10 protein-coding genes are annotated in these 13,449 nt (G+C 69.2%); 7 read left to right on the top strand and 3 right to left on the bottom strand.

All coding sequences use genetic code 11. The features are described 5' to 3' along the window. Positions 1-441: 441 nt before the first annotated feature. Both FBT69_13610 and FBT69_13605 read right to left on the bottom strand, forming a co-directional pair. A complete protein-coding gene (locus FBT69_13610) occupies positions 442-1,149 on the bottom strand; it encodes a PEP-CTERM sorting domain-containing protein (protein MDL1905826.1) in 708 nt (235 codons plus the stop codon). A gap of 337 nt (positions 1,150-1,486) precedes the next feature. Continuing rightward, positions 1,487-2,674: an NAD-dependent epimerase/dehydratase family protein gene (locus FBT69_13605; GenBank protein ID MDL1905825.1), complete on the bottom strand. Its 1,188-nt coding sequence runs from the start codon at positions 2,672-2,674 to the stop codon at positions 1,487-1,489. A 111-nt stretch (positions 2,675-2,785) separates the two neighbouring features. Here FBT69_13605 and FBT69_13600 point away from each other — a divergent pair, with 111 nt between their 5' ends. After that, complete coding sequence (locus FBT69_13600; protein MDL1905824.1) at positions 2,786-4,081, top strand: MFS transporter; 1,296 nt, start codon at positions 2,786-2,788, stop codon at positions 4,079-4,081. A gap of 58 nt (positions 4,082-4,139) precedes the next feature. Here FBT69_13600 and FBT69_13595 read toward each other — a convergent pair whose 3' ends face one another. Beyond that, entirely contained in the window at positions 4,140-4,985 is an 846-nt protein-coding gene (locus tag FBT69_13595) for a hypothetical protein (GenBank protein ID MDL1905823.1), read from the bottom strand. A 38-nt stretch (positions 4,986-5,023) separates the two neighbouring features. On the opposite strand from FBT69_13595, the gene FBT69_13590 reads away from it, so the two are divergent. The 6 genes from FBT69_13590 (at position 5,024) to FBT69_13565 (ending at position 13,377) form a co-directional block, all read left to right on the top strand. Then, complete coding sequence (locus tag FBT69_13590; GenBank protein ID MDL1905822.1) at positions 5,024-6,499, top strand: hypothetical protein; 1,476 nt, start codon at positions 5,024-5,026, stop codon at positions 6,497-6,499. A 46-nt stretch (positions 6,500-6,545) separates the two neighbouring features. Beyond that, positions 6,546-9,149 (top strand): hypothetical protein, encoded by a 2,604-nt coding sequence (locus FBT69_13585; protein ID MDL1905821.1) that lies wholly within the window; start codon positions 6,546-6,548, stop codon positions 9,147-9,149. Beyond that, positions 9,146-10,897: a hypothetical protein gene (locus FBT69_13580; protein ID MDL1905820.1), complete on the top strand. Its 1,752-nt coding sequence runs from the start codon at positions 9,146-9,148 to the stop codon at positions 10,895-10,897. The genes FBT69_13585 and FBT69_13580 overlap by 4 nt, the downstream gene beginning before the upstream one ends. Positions 10,898-11,044: 147 nt before the next feature. Continuing rightward, positions 11,045-11,722, top strand: coding sequence for a DNA-3-methyladenine glycosylase (locus tag FBT69_13575; GenBank protein ID MDL1905819.1), 678 nt, complete (start codon positions 11,045-11,047; stop codon positions 11,720-11,722). Positions 11,723-11,735: 13 nt separating this feature from the next. Continuing rightward, on the top strand, positions 11,736-12,113 hold the full coding sequence (locus FBT69_13570; GenBank protein MDL1905818.1) for a hypothetical protein: 378 nt from the start codon (positions 11,736-11,738) through the stop codon (positions 12,111-12,113). Positions 12,114-12,138: 25 nt separating this feature from the next. Further along, positions 12,139-13,377 carry an AI-2E family transporter gene (locus tag FBT69_13565; protein MDL1905817.1) on the top strand — a complete coding sequence of 413 codons (1,239 nt, stop codon included), beginning with the start codon at positions 12,139-12,141 and terminating at the stop codon, positions 13,375-13,377. Positions 13,378-13,449: the final 72 nt, after the last annotated feature.

Raw genomic sequence — 13,449 nt, 5'->3', positions numbered from 1 at the left:
GCAATGGTGAGGGGGGATCGGGGCGGAGTCGAGGTGGAGAAGGCGCGTGTGCGCGGATCGGCGCGCGCGGGTGGTGGGTGCGTGGTGGAGAGCGCACGGGGCACGACGATGGTGGAATGCGGATTGGGGAAGGACTTTACGCGAACCGTATGATTCGCTCGCCCCATCCAGGGCTATCGGGAAGGTGTGCCGCGTTCCAGGGGCGCAGCCCGTGGCCGGGGCTGGTTCACGCCGGTGGCGTGGTGTCATCGTGGGTTGTGTGGGGGTGGAAGAGGAACCTGGGCGCAGGTGGGGGAACAAAGCACCGACCTCCCGGAGCGGAGGTCGGTAGCACGTGCGGCGGGACGGTGGTCAGTGAGTTGGAGGGTGAGCGTGGGATGATAACGGGCCTGCGTACGCGGCAGGCCCGTCGGGTGGCGTGGTTGCGCTGTGTGGTGATGGTCAACGGCGGCGGCGTCGAGCGAGGAGGCCGCCGGCGATGGTGAGTCCCGCGAGGGCGCCTGGTGCGGGAACGACGCCGATCTTGTAGTTGACCTGGATCCAGTTGACGCCTGAGCCTGGGACTTCGAGTCCGAGGTGGAGGACGTCGATGCCGTTCCAGTGCGCGCCGCCGATGGGATCGAAGATGGTTGGGTCTGAGTACGCGGTTTGTCCGCCGTCGGTGCTGTAGTTGATGACGTACTCGGTCCAGGAGACGTGGCTGATCCATCCCTTCCAGTCGATGCCGTTGCCGTCGCCGCCGAGTTCGTAGGAGAATGCCTGGACGGTGTGGCCGTCGACCTGGGTGCCGACGGGAACGAACTGCTTTCCGGTTCGGGAGCGGATGATGAGTTGTACGAAGTGTCCCTGTGGGTTGACGACCTCGTACCAAGCGGCTTCGAGGGTGTCCTGCTGGTTGGGATTTGGGACGGTGTTGGTGCCGATGGAGTAGAACTTGGGGTCGTCGAAGGTGCTGACGGGGACGGGTGCGTCGCCCTCGGAGTTGAGGGTGCGGAACTGTCCTCCGGCGAAGCCGACGAGGGAGACGGTCGCCACGGCGTTGCTGGCGACGGCGTCGGAGGTGCGGTCGCCGTAGTGGTCTTCCTGGGCGAGTGCGCCGCAGGAGAAGGCGGCTGCGGCGACGAGGGATGAAGCAGTGGTCCAGCGCATGGAGCGTACCTCCTGCCCGTTCCGCCCGGCCGAACACACCGCCGGGGGGAGGATGCGTGGGCGTGGGCCTGATGGCCACGCGGTCACGCGGCGGAACGGGTCTGCATCGGAAGGTACACCACACACGCGGCGCGGCCAGCAAACGCGCAAGAAAAGGAACAATCAGCGTGGATGGCGCGGACGGAGCAACCTGCTTCGGGGGGGGCAGAGGCCCGGAAATCATCCGAGTTCGGACGGCGGGGCGGGGTCGTGCGATTTTTGGCGAAAGAAGGTTGCACTCGCGTGAATCCGTGGCATGTTCCGGGAGCGCGGAGGGTGCGCGCTGGCGGGAGCCTGCTCATCCGGCGTCGCGTTCGTCGAGGGCCTTGAGGACGGCGGCCTCGCGGTCGGACGAGATGCCGGCGCGCAGGCGAGCGCGGCGATCCTCTGGCTGTGCGTTCCACCAGGCGAGGGTGTCCTTTGACGTATCAAGGATCGGGCGGAACGTGAGGCCTGCGGCGACGGCGCGGGCGCAGCTGCGCTGGCCGAATCCGAGTGTGTCGCCTTCAGGCGGCAGCCAGACGGGCATGTCGCTCCATCCGGAGACGCCATGCTCGCGGAGGAACCCGGCGTCGGCCCAGCGGAAGTTCGCGTCGCTTTCGGCGGCTTGCTTGCAGGCTTCGAGGAGTGTGCCGATGCCCATGCCGCCGGCGGGGCCGAGGGCGTTGAAGACGCCGAAGGTGTGCTTCTCGACCATGAGGACGAGCCAATCGGCGAGGTCTCGGACGTCGATGACCTGCACGGGGTCGTTGGGCGTGCCTGGGGCGAGGACATCACCACCGCGCGCGACGCGGACGGGCCAGTATGTGAAGCGGTCGGTCGGGTCGCCGGGACCGACGATGAGGCCGGGTCGGACGATGGTCGTCCTGCCGGGCAGCCTAGCTTCGGCGGCTTGTTCGCAGAGCGCTTTGAGCGGGCCGTAGGACTCACCGGTGACCTGTTCGACGGTGGGGTCGGGGATCGTGCCGACGGGCGCGCTCTCGTCGGCGTTCGGCTCGGCGTGGGAGGCGTAGACGGAGACGGTGGAGATGAGGACATACTGGCCGACGCGACCGGAGAGCAGTTCGGCGGAGGCGTTCACGACGCGGGGGAAGTAGGCGGAGGTGTCGATGACGGCGTCCCACTCGCCTTCGCGGAGTTGCGTGAGTCCCATCGGGTTGTCGGGGCCGGGTTCGGCGGACTCGTCGGCGAGTCGGCGCGGGTCGCGGTTGCCGTGTCGTTTCTCGACACGATCGCGACCTTCGAAGGTGTGGCCGGTGCGTTGCTCGGTGCGGCCGCGGTTGAAGAGCGTGAGGGCGTGGCCGCGGGCGAGCGCGGCTTCGACGATGGCGGGACCGAGGAACCCGGTGCCGCCGAGGATGAGGATGCGCATGGGCTTGGCGGCGCGTGCGGCGGGGCGCATCGCGAGGGCAGGAGCGACGCAGAGGGCGAGGCCTGCAGAAAGGGCGGCGGAGGCCTGAAGGAACTCGCGGCGCGTGGTCGGCATGGATCGGCTCCGGGTGGTGGGAACAGCGGGGGTGTATCGCCCCAGACGGACGCGGTTGCATCGTACCGCGGCTGGTGACGGTATCGTGCCGGTTCGTTCGCTGGAGCGATCATGCCGGAGAAGCTCACGCAGCAGGCGGCGGAGAACGCGGGAGGCGGCCCCGGCGACAGCCCGGCGATGGTGCGGCATGGCGAGTGGCTGCCGCTGGCGCTCTCCGGGGGGTATTTCTTCTGCGTGCTTGCGGGGTACTACTGCGTGCGGTCGGTGCGCGAGTCGATGGGTGTGGAAGGGGGATGGGACCGGCTGGCGTGGCTGATGACGGCGACGCTGGCGGCGATGTTCCTGGCGAACCCGGCGTTCGCGGCGGTGGTGTCGCGCTTTCCACGGCGGGTGTTTATCCCAGCGACGTACCGGTTCTTCGCGGCGAACATGCTGGTGTTCGCGGGGCTGTTCGTGGTGGTGGACGAGCAGTCGCGCTTGTGGCTCGGGTACGCGTTCTACGTGTGGCTGAGCGTTTTCAACCTGTTCGTGATCTCGGTGTTCTGGGCGTACATGAATGACGTGTGGTCGCCGGAGCAGTCGAAGCGGGTGTTCGGGCCGATCGGCGTGGGGGGGACGCTGGGCGCGGTGTGCGGCTCGTTCCTTGCGGCACGGCTCGTGGAGCACCTGGGGCCGACGGGGATGATGCTGCTGGCGTGCTGCTTCCTCGAAGGCGCGGTGTGGCTTGCGCGCGGTGTGCGGGAACGGCACGGGGGCGCCGGCGTGGTGTCGGCTGAGCCTGGGCCTCGGGTGTGGGAGGGGCTGCGGCTGATCTCGCGGTCGCCATACCTGGCGTTGATCTGCGCGGTGCTGCTGGCGTTCACGCTGACGTCGACGTTCCTGTACATGGAGCAGGGGCGGATCGTGTCGCAGAGCGTGGAGGGGCGCGATGCGAGGGCGTCGGCGTTCGCGCACATCGACCTGTACGCGAACCTGGGGACGCTGCTGGTGCAGGCGTTCGTCACGTCGAGGCTGGTGAAGCGGCTGGGGCTTGGGTGGACGCTGGCGATCCTGCCGCTGCTGACGCTGGCGGGGTTCGTGGCGTTGTGGGCCGTGCCGACGCTGGGCGTTCTCACGATCTTCCAGGCCGTGCGGCGGAGCACGGAGTACGCGGTGGGCAGGCCCGCGCGGGAGATGCTGTTCGCGCGGCTCGGGCCAGAGGAGAAGTACAAGTCCAAGCCGTTCATCGACACGTTCGTGTATCGGGGGGGGGACGCGGTCGGAGCGTGGGTTCCGAAACTGCTGGCGCAGGCGGGCGTGGCGGTGGGGTTCGTGGCGATCCCGGTAGCGGCGGCGTGGGCGGTGGTCGCGCTCACGCTCGGGAAGATGGAGCGCAAGGCGCGGCCTGGGGAGGCGACGACGGAATGAAAAACCGGGGCGAACGGCCCCGGTCGGTGCGAAGGAAGGGTCGATGTCGAGGGGAGCGTTACTTGGTGGGGTCGGGCTGGCGTTCCGGCGTGGGAGGGGTCGTGGTCGGTGCGGGGGCCGACGATGCCGAGGCCGTGGAGCGTGTGAGGTAGATTTCGACGCGGCGGTTGGCGGGCGTGTTGCCGGTCGCGGTGTTCGGCACGGCAGGGCGGAACTCGCCCCAGCCGGAGGCGTTCACCTTTGCGGCCGGGACGCCCATGCTGACGAGTTCGCGGCGGACCGAGATCGCGCGGTGGCAGGAGAGGTGCATGTTGGTGGGATGGCGCTCGGCGGTGCGCGCACTGATGGGCTGCGAGTCGGTGTGGCCGACGACGTGGACTTCGTACGGAGCGGCGGCGCGTGCCTTGAGGATGTCGGCGAGGCGCGCGAGGCTGGACTTGGCCTCGGACTTCACCACGTCGGAGCCTGAGTCGAAGGTGAGGTCGCTGGCGAAGCGGAGCATGCCGCGAGCGGGGTCATACTGGATGAGGTCGGGGTTCGCGGCGGCGAGTTCGCGCAAGGCGCGGTCGGTCTCGGGATCCAGCGCGCCGAGCTGGAGCGAGCGGAGTTGGGATTCGAGGTCGCGGAGGGAGGCGTCGCTCATGCCGACGAGGCCCCGGAGGCGCTCGTTCTCGTCGCGGAGCGATCGGACGGCCTCGTCGGCGGCGAGCTGGCGGGCGGTCATGTTGCCGCTCATGCTCTGGCAGTCGTCGAGGCTGGCCTGAAGTTCCTGATTCCGGTTGGTGAGGCTCCGGTTTGCCTCGACGAGACGGTCGTACTCCGCCCGGCTGACGCAGCCGCCAAGGGCCGCGCCCATGAGCGCGATGGCCAGCACGCCCCGAACCCACCTTCTCCCGTGTCGCATGTGCAGACCTCCACGCCGCCGGTCGTTGGGGCGGCTGAATGAGTACCGTGTGCCGTGGGGCGGGTGCGGCGGATCCGTCTCGCCGGCCCGTCCCGGCCCGCCCATCCTACCGCCCTTTCCATCGGCCGACAGCCACGGAGGCGTCCATCGTGCGGGAATCCGCGCCGAATCTGCCTGCCGTGCCGCGGGGGCCGGGGTTGCGCCGCTACGAGGCGGACGCGGCGTTTGATGCCAGTGGCCTGGTTTCCGCCCCGGTTTCGCTGCTTGTCGAGGTCTCGGCGACGGGACGGGCCGTCGCGCTCGCAGTGGGAAGGCCGGATGAGGTGTCGCGGCATCCGGGAGCGCCGGCAGCCCGCGAAGTGTCGCTCCGGGGGTGGGTGCTGTTGCCGGGGCTGGTGAACGCGCACACGCACCTGGACCTGACGCACCTCGGGCCGCGCGAGCACGACCCGGAGGACGGGTTTGTGGCGTGGGTGGAGACTGTGCGGGCGGGGCGGCGTCAGGGGGATGAGGAGATCGCGGAGAGCGTGCGGCTGGGTGTGGGGCTGTGTCTGGCGGGTGGGACGGTGGCGGTGGGGGACATTTCCGGCGCGCCGAGCGGAAGACCGACGGTGGCGCCGCTGCGCGCACTGCGGGAGGGGCCGCTGTCGGGGGTGTCGTTCGTGGAGTTCTTCGCGGCGGGCGCGCTGCGCGATCGGTCGTTGGCGCGGCTGGATCAGTTTCTGGAGGAGCACGCGGAGGAGTTGACAGCGGGTTCGCTCGTGCGAGCGGGGTTGCAGCCCCATGCGCCGAACACGGTGGAGCCTGGCGGGTATGAGCACGCGGTCGCGCTTGCGCAGCGGTACGGGCTTGCGTTGTGCACGCACCTGGCGGAGACGGTGGAGGAACGGCGGTTCATCGCGGATGCGGAGGGGCCTCAACGGGCATTGCTGGAGCGGGTGGGGGCGTGGGAGGATCGGTTGCTGGGGGTTTTCGGGTGTGGGTTGCATCCGATCGACCATCTGGCACCGACGCTTTCGCGTGCGCCATTTCTGGTGGCGCACGTGAACGACTGTCCTGATGAGGAGAGGTTGCGGGTTCTCGCACGGGCGGGCGTGAGCGTGGCGTACTGCCCGAGGGCGTCGGCGTACTTCGGCGCGCCGGCCCGGTTCGGGGCGCATCGGTACAGGGAGATGCTTGCAGCGGGGATCAACGTGTGTCTGGGGACGGACTCGATCGTAAACCTGCCCAGGGAGGCCGCGGACGAGTCGCGCGGCGGGATGAACGTGCTGGACGAGATGCGGGTGCTGGTGGAGCGCGATGGGGTGGATGCCCGGACCGCGCTGGCGATGGGGACGACGAACGGTGCGCGCGCGCTGGGTCTGGATGAGGCGGGTTTCCTGCTGCGAGCGAGGGGGCGGGTGGCTGGGCTGGTCGCCGTGCGGCTGTCGGGTGGGCGTGCCACCCCCACGCCTACCCTTGAAACGGCGATTCTTCGTGGGGGGCCGCCCCGATTGCTGCTGATCGGGAAATAATCCTGCCTGACCGGAACGCGGTGGGGCCGGGTGGCTTAGGAGCAGCATGAGCGCGAAGTGGCGCCGAAGCCTGAAGTGGGACGACGAGCACTTCCCGGCGTGGGCGTGGCCGGTGAAGTTCGTGCTGCGTGCGTTCAGTTCGATCACGCTGGCGGTGATTCTGCTGAGCGGGGTGGTGTTGTACGGTGTGGTGGCGAGCGTGCCGCTGGGGCTGCTCGCGCTGGGGCCGACGTGGCTGCTGTATGGGATCACGCTGGTGGTGACGGCGGGGTTGCCGGCGGCGGCGTTGTTGTTGATCGCGCGGTTTGCGCTGCGCGGGGCTTCGCGCGGGGTGAGGTTCGTCGTTGGGCTTGCGGGGTCGGTGGTCGGGGCGGGGATCGGGGCGATGGTGTGGGGCGCTGCGGTATGGCCCGCGATTCACTTCGATCCGGCGACGGGGTCGGGCGTGCGGCTGTTCGCGTCGTTCGTGCGGGAGTACGAGTCGATCACCGTCCGGCGTCTGCCGGGCGTGGAGATGAGCGAGCTGGAGTTCTACTCCGCATGGCCGATGCGGCTGCTGCTGCTGGCGTTCGTGCTGAACATGGTGGTGGCGACGGTGCGTCGGATCGAGTTCGTGTTGGTGAACCTCGGGGTGCTGACGGTGCACACGGGGATCGTGATGATCGCGCTGGGGAGCGTGTACTACCAGTCGCAGAAGCGCGAGGGGGACGCGATCCTGCTGGCGGGCGCCCCGGACGAGCGGGGCGTGCCGCGGACGGGCGCGCCGGTGGGGGCCTTCTACGACAACACGCACGTCGCGCTGTACGTGAGCCAGTACCGCGGGTGGGAGCAGCGGCCGGTGCGGGGCGTGCCGCGGTACAACGACTACGGGCTTGACTTGGGCGCGGGTGAGAGCGCACTGTCGGCGGCGGGTCGTGGGTTGTCGCTGCCCGAGGGGAGCGACCGGCGGCTCTCGATCCCGGTCCCGCCATCGTCGCTGGGGATGACGGACGGTGACGTTCGGCTTCGGATCGTGGGGTACGCGAGTTACGCGGAGGCGAGGCAGGACTGGCTGCGTGCGCCCCCCCCCTCGGACCCGGCGCGGGCGAACCCGCTGCGGATCGTGGAGTTGCACACGGACGTGCCGGACCCGCAGGGGCGCGTGCGCGGGGGGGCGGCGTTCTCGTACACGCTGATGCCGGCCTCGCCGCCGCACAGGGTCGCGGACAACGGCGTGTTCGGCGTGGAATACGTGCGCGGGATGGAGCCGTGGCGTTGGGCTGACCTGACGGCGGAGTTGCCGTCGGGGACGACGTATGCGTTGTCGGTGGAGGTCGTGGGTTGGGCCGGGCCTGTGCGCGTGGTGCGGGCAGTGCAGGCGGGGGAATCGTTCGAGGTGGAAGGGTGGCGGATCGCGGTCGAGGAAGTGACGCCCGAGCCGCCCTTCCCGATCATCACGCCGGGTTATCGCGGGGCGAGCAGCAGCGTGGCGCTGGTGCGCGTGGAGCCTCCGGCGGGCGCGGAGCATCCCGAGCCGTTCACGCGGTACGTGTATCACCGGTACCCGGAGATCGCGCAGGACATTCTGGAGGTCGCCCGGGACGACGGGAGGCCTGTGCGGCGTGACGCCGATGCGTCGATCCGGCTGGGGCTGATCGACGCGTCGCAGTTGCAGGTGTACTTTGACGAGCCGGAGGGGGCGAGCACACCGGAAGGCGTGCGTGCGGTGGTTCGGCTTCCGGGCGGCGCGGTGCGCGTGGTTGATTCGCTCGGGCCGGGGGGACGGCTGGAGAGGATCATCCCGGACGCGTACGAGGTGACGCTGGTGGTCGCGGCGGCGTGGGAGCACGCGGAGGCGTTCGAGCGGCCTGTTCCGGTGCCGGAGGTCAACAGGGACCGTTCGATGGTGGGGACGCACGACAAGGCGATGGTTGCGGTGGAGGTTTCGGTGCCCGCGCCTGACGATCCGCTGGCGGAGCAAGCCCCGGGCGTGTGGAGCACGGTGGTGTGGCTGCCGTTCGACCGGTACCCGCTCGCGGGCGTGTTCGCTGACACGCAGCGCGAGGTTCGGTTGCCCGACGGGCGGCGGGTGGCGCTCATCTTTGGTCGTCGTCAGCATCCGCTGCCGGGGTTCGAGGTGTCGCTGGTGGACTTCCAGATGTTGTCGTACGACCACCGGGGCGCGCCGCGGGATTACCAGTCGATCGTGCGGGTGACGCCGACGACGCTGGACTTTGAGCCGTACGAACACGTGGCGAAGTTGAACGAGCCTCTGCGGGCGCCGTGGCGCTGGGACGATCGGCGTTCGTGGGTGGCGAACGTGGCGACGCGGCTTTCGGCGGGGCTGGATCCGCGGCAGTTCAAGTTCAGCCAGGCGGGGTGGGACGCGGAAGGGTGGCGGCGAACGCAGGAAATGGCGGACCAGGGGCTGGTGCCGAGGCCGTTCGCGCAGTTCACGATCCTGCAGGTGGGGAACAACCCTGGGATTCACGTGATCGCGGGTGGGGGCATCCTGATGGGGGTCGGGATTCCGTGGGCGTTCTACGTGAAGCCGTTGATCCTGCAGCGGCGCAAGCGGCGGATTCAGCGGGAGTTGGCGGAGGGTACGTACCGGCCGCCGGTGCGGCTCGCGCCGACGCAGGCCGTGCAGCCGGCGGGAGCGGAACCATGAGCAGGCTGGTCGCGCTGTTGCAGATCGTTGCGCTGGCGGTGATGGGCGCTGGGGCGCGCGCACAGACCGCGCCTGCGGGGAACGCACACCCGGAGACGCGGGAGGTGTCGGACGATTCGGGGCGGCTGGACAAGCCGTTCGGATCGTCGATCGCGCCGGCCGCGGCGGTGACGCCGGCGGACAAACTGGCGTTCGAGCGGGCGGTTGACTTGTCGTCGCTGCGAGACGCGGCGGTGTTCCACAACGGGCGTGTCAAGATTTTGGACACGCTGGCGCGGGAGACGGTGTTTGACCTGACGGGACGGAGCAGGTACGCGGACCCGCTGCCGGACGGCGTGCAGGCGAGGCACGACCCGCTTTTTACCTTGATTGATCTCGCGGTGTCGCCCGATCACTACATCGATCGGCCGGTGATTCACGTGAACTACCTGCCGCTGCGGCGGGGGCTGCTCGAGGCGGCGTTTCCCGGCGACCGGGACGAGCAGGAGCGGTGGATGCGGTTGACGCGGGTCTCGCCGCGGATGGTGCTCGCGTTCGGCGACGAGATGCGCGACAAGCACATGAGCGAGACGGGCTTCCGCGAGGGACTGGACCGCGCGGACCGCGCGTTGCGGCTGATCGCTTTCGGGGGTTCGAACTTTCTCATGGTGGCGCCGGAGAGCCGCGACCTGCCTTGGCGGCACGTGAGCGAGCTGCCGGCGGAGCATCCGGCACGGGCTGCCGCGCTGCGGCTCGGGGAGGCGTGGCGTGCGGCGGACGCGGGGCGCGTGAGCACAGCGGCGGCGGAACTGGCGGATGCGCTGGCGGCGATCAACCCCGGCACGCACCCGCAGTCGCGCCGCGCGCTGGAAATGGCGTACAACCGGGTGAACGCGTTCGAGTGGGGGTACTGGCTGTACCTGCTGTCGCTGGTCTCGCTGCTGATCGCGTTCGGGACGGGTCGGCGGTGGCTGGCATGGACGGGGAGCGTGCTGCTGGTGGGGGCGATCGTGCTGCACGCGACGGGGTTTGTGCTGCGGTGCATCGTCGCGGAACGGTTCGCGATCCAGAACCAGTTCGAATCGATGACGGGGCTGAGCCTGTTCGCGGCTGTCGTGGGGGGGGTGATCATGCTGGCGCGGCGGCAGTGGCTGTTCGGCGCGGCGGCGGCGGCGACGGGGTTCCTGGTGCTCATCACGGCGACGCAGACGGACATGCCGGGCCGGCACATCGGGCGCGAGGCGGCGATCCTGAACACGTCGGTGCTGCTGAAGTACCACGTGACGACGGTGCTGGTGTCGTACGGACTGATCACGCTGGGGTTCGTGTGCTCGGTGTTCTACCTTTGCACGCATTATCTGGGGAGGTTGCGCGCGCAGGCGGTCGAAAGGGGGGATACGGAGGCGATCGCGGCGGCTGCGCTCAATGCGCCGGATGACAAGCCGTTCGGACGGGCACGGGTGCTGGCGGACCTCGACACGGCGCAGATGACCGTGCTGCAACTGGCGTTCTGGACGCTGGGGGTGGGCATTCTGCTCGGGGCGTGGTGGGCGGACCATTCGTGGGGCCGGTGGTGGGCCTTCGACCCGAAGGAAACGTGGGCGCTGCTGACGTGGATCATCTACCTGATCGTGATCCACCTGCGGCTGACGACGGGGCAGAATCGCGGGCTGGTGACGGCATGGCTGAGCGTGGTGGGTTTCGTCGTGATGCTGTGGACATACTTCGGCGTGAACCTGCTGCTGCCGGGGCTTCATGCGTATGCGTAAAGCGCGAACGCGGAGAACACGGAGTGGGCGCGGAGAGCGCGGCGTGGGATATGGAGTTCAGAGGACGGGGTGGCGCGAGTGAGAGATCCCACGTCTTCCATCTCCCTGGACGCGGCGGTTGTTCGGAGTTCTCAGCGTTCGAGCTCCTTGCCGCGGCGGTTCTATGCGAGGTCGGCCGATGCGCTCGCGCTTGCGTTGCTCGGGTGCACGCTGGTGCGGGTGCTGGCGGATGGGACCCGGCTTGCAGGGCGGATCGTGGAGACGGAGGCGTACCTGGGGCCGGAGGACCGGGCGGCGCACTGCTTCGGCGGGAGGCGGACGGCGCGGAACGAGTCGATGTACGGGAAGCCGGGGACGGCGTACGTGTATTTCACCTACGGGATGCACCACTGCTTCAACGTGGTGTGCGGGCGCGAGGGTGAGCCGGCGGCGGTGCTGATCCGGGCGCTGGAGCCGGTGGAGGGGCTGGAGGAGATGCGTCGTCGCCGGTCGGCGCGGCGTGGCGGGGCGTTGCGGGAGACGGACCTGTGCTCCGGCCCCGGGCGTTTGTGCGAGGCGATGGGACTTGATCGGAAGGATGATGGTGTGGATCTTGCGGAGCCGGGGTCGCGGCTGTTCATCGTTCGAGGGAGCGGGCGGCTGTCGGCCGATGAGAGTGTGGCGAACACGGCGCGGATCGGAGTGGCGTATGCCGGCGAGTGGGCCGACCGGGCGTTGCGGTGGTGCGTTGAAGGGAACCCGCACGTCTCGCAGGGCGGGTCGAGGGTCCGCTCTGGCCGGTCGGGGGTGCGGACCCCTACGATGATGGCTCGACGAAAGGTCTGAAGAGGTAGAACGGATGTCGGACGCGATGCAGACAGTGTGGCAGGAGTTGCGCGACAAGGCGGGGCCTTATCCGCGAGAGGCATACGATTTCGTGCGCGCGGGGCTGACGCACACGGTGCAGATGATCCACGGGGAGTCGGCCGCGGAGAGCGAGGATGACTCGCGGCACGTGAGCGGGAAGCAGCTGTGCCTCGGGCTGCGGGACTACGCGACGCACCGGTACGGGCGGCTGGCGCGGACGGTGCTGAGCCGGTGGGGCGTGCACTCGACGGAGGACTTCGGCCGGATCGTGTATGCGATGGTGGACGCGGGGTTGATGCGGACCTCGGAAGGGGACTCGTTCGAGGAGTTCCGGGGTGTGTTCGACTTCGACGAGGGCTTCGCGGACTGACCGCGAAGACGGTACGCTGTCCGCCATGGCCGAGCCTGGAACACCGCATGCCGACGGCGGCACGGACTGGCGATCGCTGCACCTGTGGCAGATTCAGCCGCTGCGCGACGTGCTCGTGATCGCGGTGGTGCTGGGGGTGCTGTACCTCGGGTACCTGGTCAGCGTCGTGACGGTGCCGCTGTTGCTGGCGACGCTGCTGGCGTACCTGTTCGAGCCGGTGGTGAAGCGGATGACGCGGGTGTCGTGGATGAGCCGTCAGATGGCGGCGGCGATCATCGTTGTCGTCGCGGCGGTGGTGGTGGTGGCGCCGGCGGTGGTGGCGACGGCGTTCGCCGTGACGCAGGGGGTTGCGTTCGCGGGTCGAGTGTCGGGTTCGGTTGAGCGGGTGTACGCGTCGGTGCAGAACCCGGAGGACGCGGACGCGCTGGCGGCTGTGCCGGAGGGGTTCTGGCTGGCGACGCGGGACTTTCTGGTCGAACGGCGCGATGTGACGGAGGGCGAGGTCGCCAAGCGGCTGCTGGAGCTCGTGCGGGCGAATGCGCAGACGATCGCGACACAGGCGCTGGAGACCGGCGCGGGGGCGGTCGGGGCGACGCTGCGGGGGATCGCGTCGGTGTTTTCGCTGGTGTTCGGGGCGTTCCTGACAGCGTTCTTCTTTTTCTTCGTCTGTACGGGGTGGGGGAAGGTGCTGGAGTTCTGGGAGGGGCTGATCCCGGAGCGGAAGCGCGGGCGGTGGCTGGAACTGGTGCGTGCGTTCGACGCGGTGGTGTCAGGGTTCGTGCGCGGACGGCTGACGATCGCGTTCATCCAGGCGGGGATTCTGAGCGTTTTGTACTGGGTGATCGGCACGCCTGCACCGATTCTGTTCGGATTGGCGATCGGCCTGCTCTCGATCGTGCCGTACCTGGCGTTGATCGGAATTCCGGCGACGATCGTGGCGATGTGGCTGGACCCTTCGGGGCCGGGGTGGCAGAACGCGTGGTGGTGGGTGACGTTTGCGCCGATGGTGGTGTACTTCATCGCGCAGGCGGCGGACGACTACGTGCTGACGCCGATGATCCAGGGGAAGAGCACGGGGATGGACACGCCGTCGATCCTGTTCGCGTCGCTGGCGGGGGGTGCGCTGTTCGGTTTCTACGGGCTGCTGATCGCGATCCCGCTGGCGGCGTGCGTGAAGATTCTGCTGAAGGAGGTCTTCTGGCCGCGGTTCCGGGCGTGGGCTGAAGGGCGGGAGAGGGACTTCCTGCCTGTAGGGCGGGAGTGAAGGGGCTGAGAGTCGGGACTTGAGTCCTGAGTCCCGAAAGAGGCAACGCGAGACCCGGAACCCAAGACTCAG

The organism is Synechococcales cyanobacterium CNB (assembly GCA_030263455.1).
GTDB lineage: Bacteria > Planctomycetota > Phycisphaerae > Phycisphaerales > UBA1924 > CAADGN01.
This window is presented reverse-complemented; position numbering and strand designations above follow the sequence as displayed.